The 22,397-nt window shown below is 71.0% G+C and carries 21 protein-coding genes; 16 read left to right on the forward strand and 5 right to left on the reverse strand.

Translation table 11 applies throughout. The annotated features are described in order from the left end of the window. Positions 1–957: ATP-binding cassette domain-containing protein (locus M3C17_RS02230; protein ID WP_259976023.1), on the forward strand; the 957-nt coding region annotated here is incomplete at its 5' end. Then, positions 954–1,955 (forward strand): ABC transporter permease, encoded by a 1,002-nt coding sequence (locus M3C17_RS02235; RefSeq protein WP_259976024.1) that lies wholly within the window; start codon positions 954–956, stop codon positions 1,953–1,955. The genes M3C17_RS02230 and M3C17_RS02235, both read left to right, overlap by 4 nt. 7 nt (positions 1,956–1,962) lie before the next feature. Here the strand turns inward: M3C17_RS02235 and M3C17_RS02240 are convergent, their stop codons facing one another. Further along, positions 1,963–2,697, reverse strand: a complete 735-nt coding sequence (locus M3C17_RS02240) for an aminoglycoside 3'-phosphotransferase (RefSeq protein ID WP_259976025.1) — start codon at positions 2,695–2,697, stop codon at positions 1,963–1,965. Between the two features lie 226 nt (positions 2,698–2,923). Here M3C17_RS02240 and M3C17_RS02245 point away from each other — a divergent pair, with 226 nt between their 5' ends. Together M3C17_RS02245 and M3C17_RS02250 are read left to right on the forward strand one after the other, a co-directional pair. Continuing rightward, positions 2,924–3,682 carry an SDR family NAD(P)-dependent oxidoreductase gene (locus M3C17_RS02245; protein WP_259976026.1) on the forward strand — a complete coding sequence of 253 codons (759 nt, stop codon included), beginning with the start codon at positions 2,924–2,926 and terminating at the stop codon, positions 3,680–3,682. 22 nt (positions 3,683–3,704) lie between these two features. Beyond that, a complete protein-coding gene (locus M3C17_RS02250; protein ID WP_259976027.1) occupies positions 3,705–4,535 on the forward strand; it encodes an NAD(P)-dependent oxidoreductase in 831 nt (276 codons plus the stop codon). A gap of 132 nt (positions 4,536–4,667) precedes the next feature. Here the strand turns inward: M3C17_RS02250 and M3C17_RS02255 are convergent, their stop codons facing one another. The 4 genes from M3C17_RS02255 to M3C17_RS02270 form a co-directional block, all read right to left on the reverse strand. Beyond that, a complete protein-coding gene (locus M3C17_RS02255; protein ID WP_259976028.1) occupies positions 4,668–5,417 on the reverse strand; it encodes a sulfite exporter TauE/SafE family protein in 750 nt (249 codons plus the stop codon). Beyond that, entirely contained in the window at positions 5,414–6,115 is a 702-nt protein-coding gene (locus tag M3C17_RS02260; RefSeq protein ID WP_259976029.1) for an ankyrin repeat domain-containing protein, read from the reverse strand. The genes M3C17_RS02255 and M3C17_RS02260 overlap by 4 nt, the downstream gene beginning before the upstream one ends. 40 nt (positions 6,116–6,155) lie before the next feature. After that, positions 6,156–6,794: a bifunctional 4-hydroxy-2-oxoglutarate aldolase/2-dehydro-3-deoxy-phosphogluconate aldolase gene (locus M3C17_RS02265; protein ID WP_259976030.1), complete on the reverse strand. Its 639-nt coding sequence runs from the start codon at positions 6,792–6,794 to the stop codon at positions 6,156–6,158. Positions 6,795–6,857: 63 nt separating this feature from the next. Further along, entirely contained in the window at positions 6,858–7,619 is a 762-nt protein-coding gene (locus tag M3C17_RS02270) for a GntR family transcriptional regulator (protein WP_259976031.1), read from the reverse strand. Positions 7,620–7,791: 172 nt separating this feature from the next. On the opposite strand from M3C17_RS02270, the gene M3C17_RS02275 reads away from it, so the two are divergent. From M3C17_RS02275 to M3C17_RS02330, 12 genes are all read left to right on the forward strand, one after another. After that, positions 7,792–8,493: an MgtC/SapB family protein gene (locus M3C17_RS02275; protein WP_259976032.1), complete on the forward strand. Its 702-nt coding sequence runs from the start codon at positions 7,792–7,794 to the stop codon at positions 8,491–8,493. Between the two features lie 72 nt (positions 8,494–8,565). After that, on the forward strand, positions 8,566–9,474 hold the full coding sequence (locus tag M3C17_RS02280) for a sugar phosphate isomerase/epimerase (protein WP_259976033.1): 909 nt from the start codon (positions 8,566–8,568) through the stop codon (positions 9,472–9,474). Beyond that, positions 9,471–10,634 (forward strand): Gfo/Idh/MocA family protein, encoded by a 1,164-nt coding sequence (locus tag M3C17_RS02285; RefSeq protein WP_259976034.1) that lies wholly within the window; start codon positions 9,471–9,473, stop codon positions 10,632–10,634. Before M3C17_RS02280 ends, M3C17_RS02285 begins: the two co-directional genes overlap by 4 nt. A gap of 63 nt (positions 10,635–10,697) precedes the next feature. After that, positions 10,698–12,107 carry an extracellular solute-binding protein gene (locus tag M3C17_RS02290; protein WP_259976035.1) on the forward strand — a complete coding sequence of 470 codons (1,410 nt, stop codon included), beginning with the start codon at positions 10,698–10,700 and terminating at the stop codon, positions 12,105–12,107. A gap of 2 nt (positions 12,108–12,109) precedes the next feature. Next, entirely contained in the window at positions 12,110–13,057 is a 948-nt protein-coding gene (locus tag M3C17_RS02295; RefSeq protein ID WP_259976036.1) for a carbohydrate ABC transporter permease, read from the forward strand. Then, a complete protein-coding gene (locus M3C17_RS02300) occupies positions 13,054–13,908 on the forward strand; it encodes a carbohydrate ABC transporter permease (protein ID WP_202045679.1) in 855 nt (284 codons plus the stop codon). The genes M3C17_RS02295 and M3C17_RS02300 overlap by 4 nt, the downstream gene beginning before the upstream one ends. Beyond that, the gene (locus tag M3C17_RS02305) at positions 13,908–14,981 is read left to right on the forward strand and encodes an ABC transporter ATP-binding protein (RefSeq protein WP_259976037.1); all 1,074 of its coding nucleotides are present in this window, start codon (positions 13,908–13,910) and stop codon (positions 14,979–14,981) included. Before M3C17_RS02300 ends, M3C17_RS02305 begins: the two co-directional genes overlap by 1 nt. After that, positions 14,981–16,237 (forward strand): CehA/McbA family metallohydrolase, encoded by a 1,257-nt coding sequence (locus M3C17_RS02310; RefSeq protein WP_259976038.1) that lies wholly within the window; start codon positions 14,981–14,983, stop codon positions 16,235–16,237. Before M3C17_RS02305 ends, M3C17_RS02310 begins: the two co-directional genes overlap by 1 nt. A gap of 41 nt (positions 16,238–16,278) precedes the next feature. Next, positions 16,279–18,966: a hypothetical protein gene (locus M3C17_RS02315; protein WP_259976039.1), complete on the forward strand. Its 2,688-nt coding sequence runs from the start codon at positions 16,279–16,281 to the stop codon at positions 18,964–18,966. 53 nt (positions 18,967–19,019) lie between these two features. Then, a complete protein-coding gene (gene iolC, locus M3C17_RS02320; protein ID WP_259976040.1) occupies positions 19,020–19,958 on the forward strand; it encodes a 5-dehydro-2-deoxygluconokinase in 939 nt (312 codons plus the stop codon). 1 nt (position 19,959) lies between these two features. Continuing rightward, a complete protein-coding gene (locus M3C17_RS02325) occupies positions 19,960–20,859 on the forward strand; it encodes a deoxyribose-phosphate aldolase (protein WP_259976041.1) in 900 nt (299 codons plus the stop codon). Between the two features lie 15 nt (positions 20,860–20,874). Next, positions 20,875–22,392 carry a CoA-acylating methylmalonate-semialdehyde dehydrogenase gene (locus tag M3C17_RS02330; protein WP_259976042.1) on the forward strand — a complete coding sequence of 506 codons (1,518 nt, stop codon included), beginning with the start codon at positions 20,875–20,877 and terminating at the stop codon, positions 22,390–22,392. Positions 22,393–22,397: the final 5 nt, after the last annotated feature.

Consider the following 22,397-nt stretch of genomic DNA (forward strand, 5'->3'; position numbering starts at 1 on the left):
CGGCTCGTCGCCAACGGCGTCGCGGTGATGTACGTGTCGCACCGCATGAACGAGATCGCCCAGGTCGCCGATGTCGTCACGGTCCTGCGCGACGGCCAGGTCGTGCGCACGCTGCCCGTGGCAGACGCCGACGTCGCCGTCGTCACCGAGGCCATGGTCGGCGAGCCGGCCGCCGCCGACGAGTCGGGAGCCCGCCGCACCGCGCCGGTCTCGACGACGGACCTCGAACCGGCACTGTCCGTCATCGGGCTGGCCGACGCCGCAGCTGTGCGCGACGTGAGCTTCGACGTCGCCCCCGGAGAGATCGTGGGGCTCGCCGGGCTGCTCAGCTCGGGCCGCACGGAGACTCTGGAGGTGATCGCCGGACTCCGCCGATCCACGGGCGGCACGATCCGCATCGGGGGTCGTGCGGCCGGGCGGCTGACCCCCGCGCGGGCGCTCGCCCGCGGCGTCGCGCTCGTACCGGAGGACCGCAAACGCGACGGACTCGTGCTCGGGCTCTCGGTCGAGGAGAACATCGCGATGTCGTCCTTCTCGCGGCTCTCGACCGCGGGCGTCGTCCGTCGCGGTGCACGTCGTCGCGCCGCCGAGCGCATGCGATCCGACCTCGACATCAAGGTCGACGACGTGGCCGTTCCGGTCGGGACGCTGTCCGGCGGCAATCAGCAGAAAGCCGTGATCGGGCGCTGTCTGGTCGCCGGGGCGAGCATCTATCTCCTCGACGAGCCGACGCGCGGAGTAGACGTGCGGGCCAAGCAGCAGATCTACGAGGTCATCCGCTCGCTCGCCGACGCAGGCAACGCCGTCGTGTTCGCCTCCTCTGAGTACGAGGAGCTGCTGCTGCTGGCCGACCGCATCGTCGTGCTGACCGACGGCAGGTCCCGCCCGGCCCCGCCCGTCCCCGACCTCACGCTCGATCGGCTGCTCGCCGAGATGATGAAGGAGCACACGCTATGACCGCCTCCGCCGTCCACCCCGCGGGCGCGCCCGCGACCCGTCCGCCGAGGGGGCTGACACGCTTCCGCGATCCGATGCTGCTGCAGCAGCTCGGACTCCTGGCCATCCTCGCGCTCACCGTGGCCGTGTTCTCGGCGACGGCCCCGAACTTCCTCTCGGCGCTGAACATCGAGAACATCCTGCGCCAGGCGGCCTTCGCCGGCATCATCGCGATGGGGATGACGCTCGTGATCGTCGCCGGGGAGATCGACATCAGCGTGGGCTCGGCGGTCGCGTTCTCCTGCGGCCTCATGGGCGTGCTCTTCGAGGCGGGCTGGAACATCGGGGCCGCCATCGCCGTCACCGTGGTGCTGGGTGCGGCGATCGGCGCCGTGGCCGGGATGTTCCGTGCCCGATTCGGCATCCCCTCGTTCATCACCACCCTCGCGCTGTTCCTGACCTTGCGCGGGCTGGCCGAGATGATCACGGAGACCCGCAGCATCCCGATCTCCTCGGAGGTGCTCGACGCGCTCAACGCCTCCTACCTCGGCGTCCCGTTCCCGGTGTGGGTGTTCGGCGCGGTGGCCGCGGTCTTCTGGTGGGTCAGCACCCGGACGGTGTTCGGCCGGTCGGTGTATGCGATCGGAGGCAATGCCCATGCCGCACGACTCGCCGGCATCCCGGTGGCCAGGGTCAGGGTGATCCTGTTCGCGCTCACGGGCGTGCTCGCCGCGATCACCGGGATCCTCACGACCGCGCGGATCGGCGTCGGGACGTCGACCGTGGGCAACGGCCTGGAGTTCAACGTCATCGCGGCCGTGATCATCGGCGGGACGAGTCTCGCCGGCGGCCGGGGCAGCATCCTCGGATCGATCCTCGGCGTGCTCTTCGTGACCGTGCTCGGCAACGCGCTGGTGCTGTACGGGGTGGGCAGCTCCGCACAGCTCGCCGTGCAGGGCGTGGTGGTGCTGCTGGCCGTGCTGGTGAACAGTGTCCGTCGAGGGCCGGTGACGGACTAGCGGTCGCTCAGGTGGCGTTCCACAGGTCGCGGTAGTAGGCCAGGCGCTCGCGGTCGGGCTCCAGGCCGTAGGCCTCGATGAGCGCGTCCTCCCACCCGGGGCCGCAGTTCCACTCGGTGCTCATCGAGGCCACGGCGATGTCGGCCCAGCGGTCGGCGACGCCGAGCGCGGCGAGGTCGACGTGTGCGAGCCAACGGCCGTCGGCGGCGAGCAGGGTGTTCGGCAGGCAGGCGTCGCCGTGGGCCACGACGAGCGTGTCGACGGGCGGCGGGGTGCGCAGCGACGCGGGGACGACGATGCCGCGGCGCTCGGCGTTCGCGATCCGCGACGGCACACCCCAGTCCCAGGGGCAGTCCTCGACCGGCAGGGCGTCGTGCATCGCCCGCAGGCCCTCGCCGACCGCGCGCACGGCGGTCGCGGGATCGTCGGACCAGCGGGGGTCGACGGCGCTGGAGCCGTCGAGAGCCGCCGTGACCAGCCACTCGTGGGTCTCGTCGGCGCCGGCGTCGAGCACGACGGGGACGGTGATCCAGCGGGACGCCCAGCGCATCCGCTCCGCCTCGTCGAGCAGAGAGGATTCGAGGACGCGCGGTGTCCACTTGATGTAGAACGGGTCGCCGACGCCGGTCGCGCGGAACGTGAGACCGTCGTCCTCATTGCGCCACACGCAGACGAGATCCGCCCCTCGGGAGAGGAGATCGACCTGCGCGGGGATGACGACGGACTCGGTAGGGATGCTCACCCGCTCCATCCTGCCGTACCCCGGCGGAGCGGGCTCCGCGTCGTCGGACGCCGTCCGGCCTGGGGACGCCGTCGTCGGGGAGGCGTGACGTAGGCTCGCAGGCGACGCAGCTTCCTGCGTCCGGCTTCCCCGGTGCGCGGTCGCCCCTCATCACGGATCGTGGTGGGACCAGGAACCACGTAGGCTGGGACTCAGTCGCACGACGACGTTCGAAGGAGAACTTCAGATGCAGATCAGCGGACAGGGCGCCCTCATCACCGGCGGCGCCTCCGGACTCGGCCTCGCGACCGCGCGCCGCCTCGCTGCCGCCGGCGCGCACGTGACCATCATCGACCTGCCGAACTCGAAGGGGACGGAGGTCGCGGAGGAGCTGGGCGGCGTCTTCGCCCCCGCCGATGTGACCAGCGCCGAGGAGGTGCAGGCCGCCGTCGCGACCGCGCAGGCCGCGGCCCCCCTCCGCGTCGTCGTGAACTGCGCCGGCATCGCCCCGCCCGCCAAGGTGCTCGACCGCGAGGGCAATCCCGCAGTCCTCGCCGACTTCGAGCGCATCGTCCGCATCAACCTGATCGGCACGTTCAACGTCATCGCGCAGGCCGCAGCCGTCGTCGCGAAGAACGAGCTGCACGACGAGGAGCGCGGCGTCATCGTCAACACCGCGAGCGTGGCAGCGTTCGACGGGCAGATCGGGCAGCCGGCGTACTCCGCCTCCAAGGGCGGCGTGCACGCCATGACCCTGCCGGTCGCACGCGAGCTCGCCCGTCATGCCATCCGCGTCTGCACCATCGCCCCCGGCATCATGGAGACCCCGATGCTGATGGGGCTGCCGCAGGAGGCTCAGGACTCGCTCGGCCAGCAGGTGCCGTTCCCCGCGCGCCTCGGTCGCCCCGACGAGTACGCGGCCCTCGTGCAGCAGATCGTCGAGAACGGCTACCTCAACGGCGAGACCATCCGCCTCGACGGCGCCATCCGCATGGCCCCGCGCTGACCCCCGCCCCGAAGGAGAACCCATGTCACTCGCCGGCAAGACCATCCTGATGTCGGGCGGCAGCCGCGGCATCGGCCTCGCGATCGCGCTGCGCGCCGCCGCCGACGGCGCCAACATCGCCATGCTCGCCAAGACCGACACTCCGCACCCGAAGCTCGAGGGCACCGTGCACACGGCTGCCGAGCAGATCAGGGCCGCGGGCGGGCAGGCGCTCCCGATCGTCGGCGACGTGCGCGACGACGACGACATCACCGAGGCGGTCATGAAGACGCAGGGCGAGTTCGGCGGCATCGACATCGTCGTGAACAACGCCAGCGTGATCGACCTGTCCCGCTCCCTCGACCTCCCCGCCAAGAAGTACGACCTGATGCAGGACGTGAACGTGCGCGGCACGTTCATGCTGTCGCGGGCGGCCGTTCCGATCCTCAGGGATGCGGAGAACCCGCACATCCTGTCCCTCTCGCCGCCCCTGAACCCGAGCCCGAAGTGGCTCGGCGCCCACACCGGTTACACGCTCGCGAAGTTCGGCATGACCATGGTCACGCTCGGGCTCGCAGCCGAGTTCGCGCGCGACGGCATCGCGGCGAACACGCTCTGGCCGCGAACGACCATCGCGACCGCGGCCGTGCAGAACCTGCTCGGCGGGGACAAGGTCATGGCGGCGAGCCGGACCGCGGACATCTACGCCGACGCGGCATACTCCGTGCTGTGCAAGCCCGCCGCGGGCTACACAGGCCAGTCGCTCATCGTGGAGGACGTGCTGGAGGCCGACGGAGTGACCGACTTCTCGCGCTACGCGGCCGTGCCCGGCACCCCGGACAGCGCCCTGTTCCCGGACATCTTCCTGGACTGACGCAAGAGTCGCCGTTCACAACTCAGGAGCGCGGGGTCTCAAAGCGCCCGCCGCGTCCCGTCGCGCGCGATCGGGCGGCGAATCTCCTGAGTTATGAACGGGTCGTCGGAAGGCTCGACCGACACAGACGGCTCAGAACAGCAGATAGATCGCCCCGACCACGGTCAGCGCGATCACGATGCGGTCGAACACGCGCTGGTTCAGGCGCCGCGCGACGCGGAGCCCGAGCAGGGCGCCCAGCACCACGAGCGGCGCGAGCACGGCATCCGTCAGCAGCACGGGGGCGGTGAACAGCCCGATGCCTGCCAGGAACGGCACCTTGATGACGTTAATGATGGCGAAGAACCACGCGGACGTGCCCAGGAACACCTGCACGGGGGTGCGCGTCGCCAGGAAGTACATCGACATCACGGGCCCGCCGGCGTTCGCGACCATCGTGGTGAAGCCGCCGAGCGTGCCGTAGACCCCGGCCAACAGCACCCCGCCGCGCGCCGCCGCCGCGGCCTCCTCACGCCGTTGCCGCCATCGCCGCCACAGGGTGACCGCGATCATCAGCAGCAGGATCACGCCGATCGCCCGCCGCACCACGTCGTCGCCCGTCAGTGCGAGGAACGCGAACCCGAGCAGCAGCCCGGCGATCACGGCGGGGGCCAGCCTCAGCAGGGTCGGCCAGTGCGCGTGGCGACGGTAGGCGATCAGCGCGAACACGTCGCCCACCATCAGCAGCAGCAGCGTGGCAGCTGTGGAGGTGCGCGCGGGCAGCACCGCGGCGAACAGCGCGATGGCCAGGATGCTGCCGCCGGGAAGCGCGGTCTTGGAGATGCCGATCACGACCGCCGCCAGGCCGAGCAGTGCCCAGGCCCAGGGGTCGAGTGCGATCACCGGCGGAGCTCTGCCACGATCGCGTCGTACCCGCGGTCCTGGGCGAGGTCGAGGGGGAGCACACCGTCTCCGTCGCGGAGAGTGGGGTCGGCACCGCCGTCGAGCAGCGCACGCACCACGTCCACGTAGGCCTGCGAGCCGTCCCCGAGCACGATCGCCTCGTGCAGGGCCGTCCAGCCGAGGTTGTTCACGTGGTCGGGGTCGACGCCCGCGTCGAGGAGGATGCGCACCGTGGAGAGGAGCCCGCGCTCGGAGGCGGGGATCAGAGCGGTGCCGCCGAAGCGGTTCGTGCTCGTGAGGTCGGCGCCGTTGGCGAGCGTCAGACGCAGGATCTCGTCGTGGCCCCGGGCTCCGGCGTAGAGGTAGGCCGAGTCCTGGATGTCGTCCTTGGCGTTGACGTCGGCTCCGGCGTCGATCAGCACCGTGGCGGCGTCGATGTGGTTCTGTTTGGTCGCGGCGACCAGGGCGGTCATGCCGCCGTCGCCTCTGGCCTCGATGTCGGCGCCCGCGTCGAGGGCGGCACGCACGGCCTCCGCATCACCCGCAGTCGCGGCGTCGAACAGGGCGGTCGTGGCGTCGGACATCGTGGCCTCCGTGGTCGGTGCGGACGGACGGGGAGCGGGGGCGGCCGTGCACGCCGAGGCGAGAAGCAGCACCCCCGCCAGGGCGGCCGAGAGCAGGACCGGTCGCTTCCGCATCCCTCTGGTATACCAAACGGTGCTGAAAGGCGGGGAGGGCTCAGCCCCGCACGGCGCGCAGCGCCTCCGTGAAGCGCACGGCCCGCTGCTCCAGGTCGGCCCAGTCGGCGGCCTGGATCGAGGCGCTGTTGGCGAGGTCGCCGCCCGCGCCGACGGCCACGGCGCCCGCGGCGAACCAGGCAGCGAGGTTGTCGGGCTTCACGCCGCCGGTGGGCATGAGCGGGGCGTCGGGGAAGGGACCGCGCAGGGCGCCGAGGTACGACGGTCCGCCGAGCGAGGCGGGGAAGATCTTCACCACGTCGACGCCGAGCTCCAGGGCGCCCATGACCTCGGTGGGCGTCATGGCGCCCGTCATGACGACGCGACCCGTGTCGAGCATGGCGCGGGTCAGGTCGGGAAGGGTGCCAGGGCTGACGAGGAACTCGGCACCCGCCTCCGCGGCCTGCGTCGCCTGCTCGGGCGTCGTGACGGTGCCCGCCCCCACGTAGGCCGCCTCGCCGTGGCGGGCGATCAGCTCGCGGATGACGGCGGGGGCATCTGGCGTGGAGTACGTGACCTCGATGCCGGTCACGCCGCCGCGGATGAGCGCCTCGGACGCCTCCAGGGCGAGCTCGGGCGACGGGGCGCGGAGGACGGCGAGGATCCCGGTGGTGCGGGCACGGTCGAGACGGTCGGACATGGGGCTCCTTGATCGAGGGGTCACTCCATTGTCACCGACGACAACTTGTCACTACAAGCTGTGCTACTTCGCGACCAGGGTGGTCTCGAAGCTGTAGAGGTCGGGGCGGTAGCAGTGGTGGCCGAACTCGATCGCGGCGCCCGACTGATCGAACGAGATGCGCTCCATCGTGAGCACGGGTCCGCCCGCGTCGATCTCGAGCAGCTCGGGCTCGTCTGCCTCGGCGCGGCGTGCCCCGATCTTCTGCTTCGCGATGCGGATCGCCACGCCGCGTGCACGCAGCACCTGGTAGAGCCCGCGCGACTCGAGCTGCTCGGTCGTGATGTCGGCGAGTTCGCGCGGGAGGTAGTTCTCGAGCACAGCCACAGCGACGCCGTCGGTGCTGCGCCGCCGTCGCAGGTGCAGCACCTCGGTGCCCGGATCCAGGCCGAGCGCGGCCGCGACCTCGTCGCTCGCGGGGATCACCTCGCGCGCGAGCACCTGCGTGCCCGGCTCGTGGTTGGCGCTCTGCAGGTCTTCGTACAGGCTGGTCAGCTCGACCTGGCGGGTGACGGAGCCCTGCACGACCTGCGTGCCGATGCCGCGGCGGCGCACGAGCAGGCCCTTGTCGACGAGCTCTTGGATCGCGCGGCGGATCGTCGGGCGCGAGAGCCCGAGCTGCTCGGCGATCGACACCTCGTTCTCGAGCCGGGCTCCGGCCGGGATGGCCCCGGACTGGATGGCGCTCTGCAGCCGCGTCGACACCTGGAAGTACAGGGGCACGGGCCCGGTGCGGTCGATGTCCGCGAAGAGCTCGTGGGGCCACGGGGTGACGACTTCGGCCATGGAAGCTCCGCTCTCTGTCAGGGAGTCACATTGTAGCGACAATCAGACGATCGACTCCAGATGCACATTCTCCGCGATATTTCGCGCCTGCACGACCCTCCGCAGGCACCCGGCACCGAGTCCGTAGCCGTGCATGCTTAAAGTGCTATTGTGCTGACATGATTGGAGCAGCGTGAGCTTCCTGTGGGATCCCCACCTGTTCGTCGAGCTCGGTCTCCTCGCTCTCGCGTTCGTGCTCTCCCTCGCCGTGGGCGTCGAGAGGTCCCGCAAGCTGAAGAATGCGGGGCTGCGCACGCACGTGCTCGTCGGGCTCGGATCGGCGATCTTCACCCTCATCTCGGCCTACGGATTCGAGGGCGTGCTCGGCCCCGACGTGGCCGTCGATCCCTCGCGCATCGCCGCCCAGGTGGTGTCCGGCATCGGATTCCTCGGGGCGGGCGTGATCTTCGTGCGCAACAACGCGGTATCGGGTCTCACCTCGGCGGCGACCATCTGGGTGGTCGCGGCGATCGGCATGGCCTGCGGGGCGAACATGCCATTGCTCGCGATCGCCGGCACGGGCCTGCATCTGCTGACGGTCGGGCCGCTGTCCCGACTGCGCGACCGGGTGCGCCCTGAGCCCGAGCGGCTGCGCGTGACGCTGCAGTACGCCGCCGACCGGGGTGCGCTGCGCGAGGTGATGGCCGCCGCCGAGCGCCGGGGCCTGCCGGCGACGCTGCTCGGTGCCGCGCGGATCCACGGGGAGTCCGACATGCGCGCGACGCTCGAGTTCGCCGAGGCCGCGCCCGACTCGCGGTCCGAGCTCATCGACGCGATCGCCCGGCTCGACGGGGTGCGCTCGGTGGTCGTCCAGGGCTTCGCCGAAGACGATTGATGCATATGTCATGACCTGCTAACATTCGAGACGGACCTGGGGTCCGACCATTCGATGGAGAAAGGAACACGCGTGATCCGCATCGCGAACGCGCCGGTGAGCTACGGGGTCTTCGAGTTGGCTCGGCCCGATCTCGTGGCACTCCCGGAGGGGGAGGAGCTCGCCCGCTGGATCAGCGACGCGGGGTACCAGGGAATCGATCTGGGGCCCGTCGGACTCCTCGGCACCGGCTCCGCGCTCAGCGAGCGCCTCGACCGACACGGCCTCGACCTGGCCGGAGGCTGGATCGACCTTCCGTTCGCGGGCGACGAGGAGCGGTTCGCCGCGGCCCTCTCCGGACTCGACGCCACCCTCGACGTCTTCGTCACCGCCGCCGAGCGCGGGCAGGAGCTCGCGCCGCTGCCCACGCTCGCCGACTCCGGCAGCCCCGAGCGCAAGGCGCACCCCGGCGGTGCCCCCGAGCTGACCCTGCGCGGAGACGACTGGTCCCGCTTCGCCGACCGCGTCAACGTCGCCGCCGCGCGCGTGCGCGACCGTGGCCTGGAGCCCACGTTCCACCACCACGCCTGCACCTACGTCGAGACCCCGGAGGAGGTCGACGCGCTGCTCGCGACAACCGAGGTGGATCTGACCTACGACTCCGGCCACCTGCTCATCGGCGGCGGTGACCCGCTGCCGGACTTCCGCCGCTGGCGCGACCGGGTGAACCACCTGCACCTCAAGGACGCCCGCACGGCGATCCTCCACGAGGCGCTCACGGCCGACGACCCCATGCGCTCCGTGTGGGAGAAGCGCGTGTTCGTGCCCCTCGGGGAGGGGGACCTCGCCGTCGATGCACTGCTCGACGAGATCGTCGCGAGCGGCTACGCGGGCTGGCTCATCGTGGAGCAGGACGTGGTGCCGCGCTCCGCCGAGGACGTGGAGCGCGCCCAGGCCGACCAGGTCGCCAACCGCGAGGCCCTGCGGCGGTGGTTCGCGTGACCGTCACCCGCGTCGCCGTGATCGGTCTCGGCGCCATCAGCCAGAGCGTGCACCTGCCGCTGCTGCGTCGCAACGCCGAGGCGTTCGCGATCGCCGCCCTCGTCGACCTCTCCGCCGCCCGCACGGCCGACATGGGCGCGCGCTACGGCGTTCCCTCCACGCAGCTGTTCACCTCGGTGGACGACCTCGTCGCCGCGAAGGCCGCCGGCGACCTCGACGTGGATGCGGCCATCCTCGCGACCACGGGCTCGCACGCCGGAGACACCCTCCGGCTGATCCGCGCCGGCATCCGCGTGCTGGCCGAGAAGCCGCTCGCATACTCGGTCGCCGAGCTCGACGCCCTCACCGCGTACGGCCAGGAGGCCGGCATCGACCTGCGCGACTGGGTGCGCGTCGGCTACATGAAGGAGTACGACACCGCGTCGCAGCGCGCGAAGGAGCTCCTCGCGGACAAGAACCTGCGGGCGGTCGGCGTGCAGGTCATGCATCCGCTCGACGGCTCGCAGCTCGCCTACGCCCGCCTCGCGGCCCCCACCGGCGACGTGTCGCGCGAGGCCGTCGAGCCGCTGCTCGCCGCGACCGCCTCGGTCGTGGACGGGGCCGTCGGCAGCGACCTCCCCGGCGACCTCCGCACGCTCTACACCAACGTCGTGCTCGGCTCGATCGTGCACGACGTGGGACTGCTGCGGGAGCTGGTCGGCGGACTCGGCGACGTGGCCTTCGCGCAGCACTGGGGGCCGAAGATGCCCGGCTCCGTGCACCTGCGCGGCACTCTGGCCCGCGACGAGACGCCGTGGACCGTCGACTGGCACTACATCGACGGGTACCCCGACTACCAGGAGACCGTCACCTTCCACCACGAGACCGGGTCCGTCGAGCTCGTCTTCGGGGTGCCGTATGTGACGAACCTCCCCACGATCCTCCGCGTGACCGAGAGCCACCCGGAGCTGGGCATCCGCGTGAGCGAATCGCGGTGGATGCAGCAAGAGGCTTTCGAGAACGAGCTGTACGCACTCGCGGCCCTGGTCCGCGGCGAGCGCCCCAACGGGGCGAGCGTCGAGGAGTCCATCGCCGACGTGCGTGTCGGGCAGCGGATGATCCGCGCGCTCGCGCTCTCGAAGGGCTTCGCACTCGCACCGAGCGCCGAAGCCGCGCAGTAGACACCCGCAACACCCGAATCCGAGCGCCTCAGCTCGGGGATCAGCGACACAGAAAGGTCGGAAATGGTCACGTATGGAAAGCGCCGCCTCATCGCGGCGTTCGCCCTCACCACCGTCGGTGCGGTCGTCCTGGCCGGCTGCTCCGGAGGATCGGAGCCCGAGACGGAGGAGTCGTCGGGGCCCGTCACCCTGACCCTCACCACCAACTCCATCACCGGCGGCAAGAACGCCGCCGAGGCCGACTGGATCGCGGACTGGGTCGTCCCCGAGTTCGAGAAGGCCATGAAGGAGGACGGCAAGGACGTCACCGTCGAGTTCCAGCCGCAGGGCGTGGACGACGAGGACTACAAGACGAAGATCGCCCTCGACCTGCAGTCCGGCAAGGGCGCCGACATCATCGGCATGGACGGCATCTGGGTCGGCGAGTTCGCCGAGGCCGGCTACATCAAGCCGCTCGCCGAGGTCGGCGGAGACGCCGTGGACGACTGGGACGGCTGGGCGCAGATCCCCGACGCCGTGCAGAGCGCGCTGTCGTTCGACGGCGACCGCTACGGCGTGCCGCAGGGCGCCGACGGCCGGGTGCTCTACTACAACAAGGACCTGTTCGCGCAGGCCGGCCTCGACGAGGAGTGGGCGCCGGAGAGCTGGGACGACATCCTGGACGCGGCGAAGGACCTCAAGCAGCTCGACGGGGTGACCCCGATCCAGCTCAACGCGGGCACCGCGATGGGTGAGGCCACCACCATGCAGGGCCTGCTGCCGATGCTCGTCGGCACCGGCGAGCAGGTGTACGAGGACGACAAGTGGGTCGGCGCGACCGACGGGATGAAGGAGGTCCTCGACCTCTACAAGACCATCTACGTCGACGAGGGCCTGGGCGACCCGGTGCTGCAGCAGGAGGCCTCCGGCCGCGACACCTCGTTCCAGCTCTTCGCCGAGGGCAAGATCGGCATCCTGCTGGAGGGCGACTACTTCTGGCGCTCGGTCATCAACCCCGCCGAGGGCGTGGGCACCGCGCCCATGGCCGACCGCGACGAGGTCGTTGGCTACGCCAAGATCCCCGCGATCGAGCCGGGCGAGGGCATCAAGGACCAGGACTACGTCTCGATGTCGGGCGGCACCGGTCGCGTGCTCAACCCCAACTCGAAGAACCCCGAGCTGGCGTGGGAGCTGCTCGCGTTCATGAACTCGCCCGAGGCGTACGAGGCCCGTGCCGCCGGCACCCTCGCGATCTCGCCGCGTGACGACGTGAACGAGAAGCTGCTCTCCTCCGACCCGATGCTGACGTTCGTGAGCCAGGAGGTGCTGCCGATCACGGCGTACCGCCCGGGTCTGGCCGCCTACCCGCAGGTGTCCGTGCTGCTGCAGCAGGCCACGCTCGACGTCGCCACCGGCACCTCGGTGGACGACGCCCTGCAGACCTACGTCCGTGGTCTCGAAGGCGTCGTGGGTCCGGACGCGATCTCCGAGTGACCATGACGCAAGCAACGATGCCGGCGGGGAGCGTCACCGCTCCCCGCCGGCGCCGCGCGGAGGATGTGGCGGGCCTCGGGCGCGCCAGGGCGACGCTGTTCGCGGCGCCCGGCCTCCTCCTGATCGGCCTGTTCCTCCTCTTCCCGGCGATCTGGACCGTCTACCTCGGGATGACGAACTACCGTCTGACCGGGTTCGCCGCCGCCAACCCGGAGTTCGTCGGACTGGAGAACTTCTCCACCGCGCTCAATGACCCGCGGTTCTGGAACTCGCTGTGGCTGACGCTGGTGTTCGTGCTCGTGTCGGGCATCATCGGGCAGACCGTGCTCGGGTTCGCGCTGGCGTGGATGCTCCGCAACGTCCGCCCCGGCGTGAAGACGTTCGTCGAGACCCTTGTTCTCGCCGCCTGGGTCATCCCCGCCTCCGTGGCCTCGTTCCTGTGGCTCGCCCTGCTCGACCGCCGCAGCGGCACCCTCAACGCCCTGCTCGGCACCGAGGGCGCGGCCTGGCTGATCGAGCACCCCATGGAGTGCATCATCATCTTCAACATCTGGGTCGGGACCGCGTTCTCGATGCAGCTGTTCTCCTCGGCGATCAGCGCCGTCCCGCCGTCCCAGCTGGAGAGCGCCCGCATGGTCGGCGCCAACACCTGGCAGCAGCTGCGCGACGTGATCCTGCCGAACATCAAGGGCCACCTGCTGACCAACACCCTGCTGATCACGCTGTGGACCTTCAACACCTTCACGCCGTACCTGCTCACCGCGGGCGGACCCAACGGGCAGACCGACATCCTCTCGGTGTACATCTACCAGACCGCCATCCCGGGCGGGCAGCTGGGTCTCGGTGCGGCGATCTCGCTCATCATGCTCCTCATCAACCTCGTGATCGCGCTCATGTACACGCGGGTCTCGCGGGGCCGGAGCACCAAGAAGAAGAAGGTGCGCTCATGATGACCACCATCAAGACCGTGGCGCGCGACCGCTCGGTGACGCACTTCGTCTCGCGGATCCTCTTCACGCTCGTGCTCGTGCTGGTGTCGCTGTTCTTCGCGCTGCCGATGGTGTGGCTGATCCTCGCTCCGTTCGACGCGACGCCGTCGCTCACGGTGTCCTGGCCGGACTGGACGCTGGACAACTTCGCGCGGCTGGTGGAGAACCCGTACGCGATGAAGTCGATCCTGAACTCGCTGATCCTCGGCATCGGGACCATGGCGCTGGTGATCGTGCTCGGCGCGCTGGCGTCGTACGCCATGAGCCGCATCAACATCCCCGGGCGCGACGGCATCCTCTACGGGCTGCTGCTGCTGTCGTCGATCGTGACCGGGACCGCGGCCATGGTGCCCACCTTCCAGCTCATCAACCAGCTGCAGCTGATCAACACGCACGTCGGTGTGATCCTCGTGCTCGCCGGCGGCATCCTGCCCACGGTGATCTTCATCCTCAAGGACTTCATGGACTCGATCCCGAAGTCGTACGAGGAGTCGGCGCGCCTGTACGGCGCCGGGCCCTTCCGCATCCTGAAGGACGTGGTGGTGCCGATCGCCCGGCCGGGGCTGGCGTTCATCGCGATCTGGACCATCGTGCAGGTGTGGGGCAACTTCCTGGTGCCGTTCCTGCTGCTGCGCACGCCCGACATGCAGCCGGCCGCCGTGCTCATGTACACCTTCTACACCGAGAGCGGTCAGGCCGACCTGCGGCTCATCTCCGCGTTCTCGCTGGTCTTCTCGGTGCCCGTCCTCCTCATCTACTTCTTCGTCAACCGCCGCTACGGCTTCCGCTTCCACGGAGGGATCAAGTCCTGATGGCCGCCATCATCGCAACAGAACTCGTCAAGGAGTACCCCGGTGGGGTGCGCGGCGTCGACAGCGTCGACGTCGAGATCGCCGACGGCGAGTTCTTCGCCCTCCTCGGTCCCTCCGGCTGCGGGAAGACCACGCTGCTCCGCTCGATCGCGGGCCTGGAGAGCATCACCTCCGGGAAGCTCACGATCGGCGAGAAGGACGTCACGAACGCCGAGCCCGGCGAGCGCGGCGTGGCCATGGTCTTCCAGGACTACGCGCTGTTCCCGCACATGGACGTCGCCGACAACATCGCCTACCCGCTGCGGATCCGTCGTGTCGCCAAGAACGAGCGCCGCGCCACGGCCGAGTCCGTCGCGAACGGCCTCTCGCTGAACGGCCTCATCGAGCGCCGCCCCGGGCAGCTCTCCGGCGGACAGCAGCAGCGTGTGGCGCTCGCCCGCGCGGTGGCGACCCGGCCGGACGTGCTGCTCCTGGACGAGCCGCTGTCGAACCTCGACGCCCGGCTGCGGCTCGAAGCGCGGACGTTCCTCAAGGAGCTGCAGCGCGACCTCGGTGTCACCACCGTGTTCGTGACCCACGACCAGGCCGAGGCGCTCGCGCTCGCCGACCGGATCGCGGTCATGAAGGCGGGCAAGCTGCAGCAGATCGGCTCTCCCCGCGAGATCTTCCATCGGCCGAACAACACCTTCGTCGCCGGCTTCATCGGCTCGGTGCCGATGAATCTGCTGGAGACCACGGTCACGGGTGGCCGCGTGCGCATCGGCGACGCCGACGTGCCCGTGCCCGCCGAGGCTACCGCTGCCGTCCGCGAGGGCCAGTCCGTGAGCTGGGGCATCCGCCCCGAGTACCTGCGCTGGTCGACCGAGCCCGTCGAGGGCGGCATCGCGGCGGAGGTCGTCGTGACCGAGACGCTCGGCGCGACCAGCCTGGTGCTGGTGAGCGCGGGCGAGCACAAGCTGCAGGTCGTCGTGCCCGAGGAGCAGGAGCCCGCCGCGGGCGACCGCGGCTGGATCGTGCCGCAGCTGGGCCGCGCGCTGCTGTTCGACACCGAGACCACGGAGCGCATCGGCTGATGACCGCCACCCGCACCACCCTCCACCTCACCCACGAGATCCAGAACGCGGACCGCTACGTGCGGGTGCCGTTCGACGTGCCCCGCGGCACGGACTCGCTGGAGGTGCGCATCTCCTACGACACCGAGGCGGCCGTGATCGACCTCGGCTGCGAAGGCGCTGCGGGGTGGCGCGGCTGGTCCGGCGGTGCGCGCCACGACTACGTGATCCGCAGCGACGACGCCACCCCCGGCTACCTCCCCGGTCCGCTCGAGGAGGGGGAGTGGAACGTGATCCTCGGCGTGCACCGGCTGAGCGCGGGCGGCGCCGACGTGACCGTCGAGGTGCTGCTGCCCGCGGAGTCGGGCATCGACCACGGGCCCGTGCCCGCGCCGGTGACCGGGGTGCCGCGGGGGAGCAGCAGGAACCTCCCGGCGGCGCAGGGCTTGCGGTGGTACGCGGGCGACTTCCACGCCCACACCGTGCACTCGGACGGGCAGGAGAGCATCGCGGGGCTCGCGTCCCTCGGGGTGCGGGCGGGGCTGGACTTCCTGGCCGTGACCGACCACAACACCACGAGCCACCACGCGCATCTGCCGGGTGTGGGCGCCGCGCAGGGCATCACGCTGCTGCCCGGCCAGGAGGTGACCACGCACCGGGGTCACGCGAACGCCTTCGGCGACATCGGCTGGATCGACTTCCGGCGCCCCGCGCAGGAGTGGGTCGACGAGGTGGAGCGCCGCGGCGGCGTGCTCAGCGTGAACCACCCGATCTCGGGCGACTGCTCGTGGCTGCATCCGCTCGACCGCACCCCGCGGGCGATCGAGCTGTGGCACTCGACCTGGTACCGCGAGCTGATCGCGACCTCGCCCCTGGCGTTCCACGAGCGGTGGGACAAGAGTGCGGTGCTGCTCGGCGGGGCCGACTTCCACATGCGGAGCCAGGGCGTCGGCCCCGGCACCCCGACCACGTGGGTCGCGGCAGAGGACGACTCGGCCGAGGCGATCCTCGCGGGTGTCGCGGCGGGCCGCACCGCGATCATGGGCGGCGTCACCGTGCGCGACGGCCTCAGCACGCCCGAGCTGTTCACCGCCCCCGTGCTGCTGCGCATCGACGGCGAGCTGCTCGCGATCGACGCCGACGGGCTGATCCTCGTGGACGGCGCGGGCGAGCGTCGCTCCGTGCACGGCGCCAGAGCCTCCTTCTCCGGCGACCCCGCCGCCGGCCCGTACTACCTGCTGCACCCCGACCGCAGCATCGCCGCCCTCTGCGCCTGAGCGCACCGAACGACCCATCAGAGATACAGGAGTCCCCGCCCGTGAGCAGTGAGATCGTCGTCGTCCCCCACACCCACTGGGACCGCGAGTGGTACGAGCCGCACGATGTGTTCCGCCTCCGGCTCGTGCACATGCTCGACCGGCTGATCGGCATCCTCGAAGGCGAGCCGTCGTACCGGTTCACGCTCGACGGGCAGGCCGCGGCCATCGAGGACTACCTGGAGATGCGGCCGGAGATGCGGGATCGGGTGGTCGCGCTCGTGGAGAGCGGGCAGCTCAGCATCGGTCCGTTCCTCATCCTGCTGGACGAGTTCGGCTGCGACGGCGAGACGATCATCCGCAACCTGGAGCTCGGCCGCGCCGCGAGCGCGCGCCTGGGCCGCACGATGCCGGTCGGCTATCTGCCGGACATGTTCGGCCACGCGGCGCAGATGCCGCAGATCCTCGCCGGCTTCGGCATCCGGCACAGCGCTCTGTGGCGCGGTGTGCCCGCCGACGTGCAGGAGCACGCGTTCTCCTGGGTCGCCCCGAACGGGGACGCGGTGCGCTGCGAGTACCTGTTCGACGGCTACGGCAACGGCCTCGACATGTTCGCGCTGCCCGGCCAGCTGCCCGAGCTCGCGCCCGACTACGCCGCCCGCACCGCCTCCTGGTACGGCGAGGACCCGGTGCTGGCGATGCTGGGCACCGACCACTCCGCCCCGCCGGAGGATCTCGCGGAGGTCATCCGCGACTACGACGCGGGCGGCCGGGAGCCGCACCTGTCGATCGCGACCCTCGACGAGCACCTGTCCCGCTACGCCACCGACGCCGAGGCGCTCGCGGCGCTGCCGCAGGTGCGCGGGGAGATGCGCTCGCACGCCCGCGGCAACCTGCTGCCCGGGGTGTTCTCGATCCGCACGAACCTCAAGCGGGAGATGGCCCGCTCGGAGCAGGCGCTGACCGCCGCCGAGCGCCTGGACCTGCTGTACGGCAGCCGCGACCACCGCGCCTTCTTCGACACGGCCTGGTACCGCCTGGTGGAGAGCACCGCGCACGACTCGGTCACCGGCTGCGGCGTCGACACGACCGCGGAGCAGGTGGGCACCCGCATCCACACCGCCGGACACATCGCCCGTGGCGTGATCGACAGCGTGCTGCGGGACGTCGCGACCGCCGTGACCCCGGCCACGCACCTGGCGTTCAATCCGTCCGGGTTCGCTCGTCGTGCGCAGATCGAGGTCACCCTGCACGGCGTGGACCCGGCCGCCCTCGCCCCCGGCGTGCAGCTGCTCGACCCGCTGCCGACCGTGCTCGGCGACGAGCGGATGCGCACGGCCGATCTGCCGAAGATCCTCCGCCGCATCCACGGACGGGAGCTGTTCGGGCAGCAGATCAACGGCTACGCGTGGGGCGAGCAGTCGCTGCGCTTCGAGGTGGCCGAGAGCCCCCGCGGGGTCTGGGACCTGGCGGCGTTCACGGTCGAGCTGGAGGAGCGCGTGGCCGCCGACCCCGCGGGCGACGACCTGTGGCACGTGGAGACCATCGCCGACGCGCGGCACCGTGCCCTGCTCGCGGTCGACCTCGACGGCGTGGCGCTCGCACCGGTCTCCGAGACCACGGCGCCCGCGCCCGTTGACCCGGTGCGCGTGACCGCGGACTCCCTCGCCAATGCGGCGCTGACCGCGACCGTCAACCCCGACGGCACGGTGCGCATCGAGAGCGCGAACGGCGAGGTCGTGGACGGCGCCCTGGCGCTGGTCGACGAGGGCGACTGCGGCGACTCCTACAACTACGGCCCCGTGGATGCCGCATCGACGGTCACGGCGCCCTCGTCGGTCGAGGTGACGGTGGTCGAGGAGGGTCCGCTGCGCGGTCGCCTGCTGATCCGCCGGGTGTACGACGTGCCGGAGCGCCTGGACGCGGACCGCACCCGCAGCGCACGCACGGTGCCGCTGGTCACCGAGACCACGGTCGAGCTCCGAGAGGGCGAGGACTTCCTCCGCGTCGGCATCGAGTACGTGAACACCGCATCGGACCACCGGCTGCGGGTGCTCGTGCCGGCCGGCGCCTCGGGGCTGGACGCCTCGCGCAGCGCGGGGCAGTACGGCACGACGGTGCGCGGGCGCGAGGCCGAGGGCGGCTGGGGCGAGTTCCCGCTGCCGACCTACCCCGCCTACCGTTTCGCGGCGGCCGGCTCGACGGCCGTGCTCGTGCAGAAGCTCTCGGAGTACGAGCTGGTGTCGGCACCGGGCGCGCAGGATGCGCTCGCGATCACGCTGTCCCGCTCGGTGGGCATGATGAGCGTGAACGTGCACCCGCTGCGCGACGAGCCGGCCGGGTCGGAGATCCCGGTGCCGGGCGCGCAGTACCTGGGTGTAGCCGTGCACACGGAGCTCGCGATCATGGTGGGCGTCGCGGAGGAGTCCGTCGTCCGTGCGGCCGATCTGTTCCGGCACGACCCGCTCGTGGTGCGCGGCACCGGCGCGGTGGACGGCCCCGTCCCTGAGCCCGCCTTCCGCGTGGAGCTGACGGGTGACGTGGTGCTGGAGTCGGCGCGACGCGTAGGCGCGGAGGCGGAGCTGCGCTTCGTGAACTACCTCGACCGTGACCGCGAGCTGGCACTGACGGCGGACGGCTCGTGGGCTCGCGTGGACCTGCGCGGCGAGGTGCAGGAGCAGGCCGTGGACGCCGTGACGGAGCGCGCGGCCGGCGGCGGCGTGCTGAGCCTGCGACGCCCGCTCGACTGAGTGGGGCGGTTAGTGCTAATGTCAGAACAAATGGAGCGAACGAAGGAGGGGCGATGACGGAGATCCTGAGCATGGGTCGACTGGGCGTCGACCTCTACCCGCTGCAGGACGGCGTCGGACTCGGCGAGGTCACCAGCTTCGGCAAGTACCTCGGCGGCAGCGCCGCCAACGTCGCCGTCGCCGCCGCGCGCTACGGCCACACCACCGCGCTGCTCTCCCGCGTCGGCGACGACCCGTTCGGGGAGTACCTGCGCGGCGAGCTGGAGCGGCTGTCGGTCTCGGCCCGCTTCGTCGCCACTGACCCCACCTACAAGACCCCGATCACGTTCTGCGAGATCTTCCCGCCGGACGACTTCCCGCTCTACTTCTACCGGGAGCCGTCGGCGCCCGACCTGCAGATCCGCACGGACGACGTCGACGCCGACACCGTCCGCGACGCGGCGCTGCTCTGGTTCACCGCGACCGGGCTGAGCGAGGAGCCGAGTCGCACGACGCACCTCGACCTGCTCGCGCTGCGCGGGCGCAGGGCGCACACCGTGTTCGACCTCGACTACCGCCCCATGTTCTGGGAGTCGCCCGGCGAGGCCCGCACCTGGGTGCAGCGCGCCCTCGACGGAGCCACGGTGGCCGTGGGCAACCGCGAGGAGTGCGAGGTCGCGGTGGGCGAGATCGACCCGGAGCGGGCGGCTGACGCGCTGCTCGACCGGGGCGTCGAGCTCGCGATCGTGAAGCAGGGACCCCGCGGTGTGCTCGCGAAGACCCGGTCCGAGCGGATCGAGATCCCGGCGCGTCAGGTCGAGGTCGTCAACGGCCTCGGCGCGGGCGACGCGTTCGGCGGCGCGCTGTGCCACGGACTGCTCGCCGGATGGCCGCTGGAGAAGACCCTGACCTACGCCAACGCGGCGGGCGGCATCGTCGCCGGCCGTCGCGAGTGCTCGACGGCGATGCCCACCGAGCGCGAGGTCGCGGAGGTCGTGAACGGAGATGCGTGACATGACAGCACTGACGGAAGAGGACTTCCAGCGGCTCCGCACGGTGCGCGCCGAGTCCCCGCGGTCGATCCGCGAGCTGCTGGCGGCCCGGCGCCGCCGCGACATCATCCGCGGCGACGGGCGGCTGTTCATCATCGCCGCCGACCACCCCGCCCGCGGCGCGCTCGCCGTCGGCGGAGAGCCCTACGCCATGGCCGACCGCTACGAGCTGCTCGACCGGCTCGCGATCGCGCTGCGGCACCCCGGGGTGGACGGCGTGCTCGGCACCCCGGACATCATCGACGACCTCGCGGTGCTGGGCCTGCTCGACGACAAGATCGTGGTCGGCTCGATGAACCGCGGCGGACTGCGCGGCGCGAGCTTCGAGATGGACGACCGCTACACGGGCTACGACGTGCCCGCCATGGTCGACTCGGGCATCGACTTCGCCAAGGCCCTGCTGCGCGTGAACCTCGACGACGACGGCACGGCCCCGACTCTCGCCTCCACGGCGGACGCGGTGACCGCGGCGGCCAGGGCGGATCTGCCGATCATGCTCGAGCCGTTCCTGAGCCGCCGCGTGGACGGCCGCATCGTGAACGACCTGAGCCCGGACGCGGTGATGCTGTCCATCGCGATCGCGAGCGGCCTGGGCGCGAGCAGTGCGAGCACGTGGCTCAAGCTGCCCGTGGTCGACGACATGGAGCGCGTCCTCGCCGCGACCACGCTCCCCGTGCTGCTGCTGGGCGGCGATGCGGGCGCCGACCCTGATGACACGTTCTCCTCGTGGGAGGACGCCCTGTCCCTTCCCGGTGTGCGCGGACTCACGGTCGGCCGCACGCTGCTGTACTCGTCCGACATCGATGTGGCCGCGGCCATCGACGTCGCCGCCTCCCTCGTCCACCCCGGCCTCTCGGCCTGACTCCGAAGGACACGCATGACCTCCGACACCCCCGTCATCGGCCACTGGATCGACGGCGCTCCGCGCGCTTCGGCGAGCGGCCGCACGGCTCCCGTCTTCAACCCGGCGACGGGTGCCGAGTCCGGACGGGTGGCGCTCGCCGACGACGCCGAGATCGCGGCCGCCATCGCCTCCGCGCGGCGCGGGTACGAGGAGTGGAGCGGCTGGTCGATCGCGAAGCGGCAGGGGGTGCTGTTCGCGTTCCGGGAGCTGCTGCATGCGCGCAAGGGCGAGCTTGCCGCGATCATCACCGCCGAGCACGGCAAGGTGCTGTCCGACGCCATGGGCGAGATCCTGCGCGGGCAGGAGGTCGTCGAGCTCGCCACCGGGTTCCCGCATCTGATCAAGGGCGCCTACTCCGAGAACGTGTCGACCGGCATCGACGTGTACTCGCTCAAGCAGCCCCTCGGCGTGGTCGGCATCATCTCCCCGTTCAACTTCCCGGCCATGGTGCCGATGTGGTTCTTCCCCATCGCGATCGCGGCCGGTAACGCCGTGGTGCTGAAGCCCAGCGAGAAGGATCCGTCGGCGGCGCTGTGGCTCGCGCGGCTGTGGGCGGAGGCGGGGCTGCCCGCCGGGGTCTTCACGGTGCTGCAGGGCGACAAGCAGGCGGTGGACGGTCTGCTGGAGAGCGACGACGTGGCCTCGATCTCGTTCGTCGGGTCGACCCCGATCGCGCAGTACATCTACGAGACCGCGTCCCGGAACGGCAAGCGTGTGCAGGCGCTCGGCGGCGCGAAGAACCACATGCTGGTGCTGCCGGACGCCGACCTCGACCTCGTCGCCGACCAGGCGGTGAACGCGGGCTTCGGCGCGGCGGGCGAGCGCTGCATGGCGGTGTCGGTCGTGCTCGCGGTGGAGCCCGTGGCGGACGCCCTGATCGAGAAGATCGCCGACCGCATGGGCCGCCTGCGCATCGGCGACGGGGCCGGCGACGGTGCGGGCGAGCCCGACATGGGTCCGCTGATCAGTGCGGAGCATCGAGCGAAGGTCGCCGGCTACGTCGACATCGCCGAAGCCGACGGCGCGCGCATCGTCGTGGACGGCCGGGATCTCGCGGTGGACGGCCTGGAGGAGGGCTTCTTCTTCGGCCCGACGCTCATCGACGCGATCCCCACCGACTCGCGCGCGTACCGTGATGAGATCTTCGGCCCGGTGCTGTCGATCGTCCGGGTGCAGACGTTCCAGGAGGGCGTCGACCTCATCAACTCCGGCCGCTTCGGCAACGGCACCGCGATCTTCACGAACGACGGGGGAGCCGCGCGGCGCTTCCAGCACGAGGTGCAGGTCGGCATGATCGGCATCAACGTGCCGATCCCCGTGCCCGTCGCCTACCACTCGTTCGGCGGGTGGAAGGCGTCGCTGTTCGGCGACGCGAAGGCGTACGGTGTGCACGGGTTCGACTTCTTCACCCGCGAGAAGGCGATCACCAGCCGCTGGCTCGACCCCGCCACCCACGGCGGCATCGACCTCGGCTTCCCGCAGCACAGCTGACCGAG

The sequence above is a fragment of the Microbacterium sp. p3-SID336 genome (assembly GCF_025143365.1).
GTDB lineage: Bacteria > Actinomycetota > Actinomycetes > Actinomycetales > Microbacteriaceae > Microbacterium.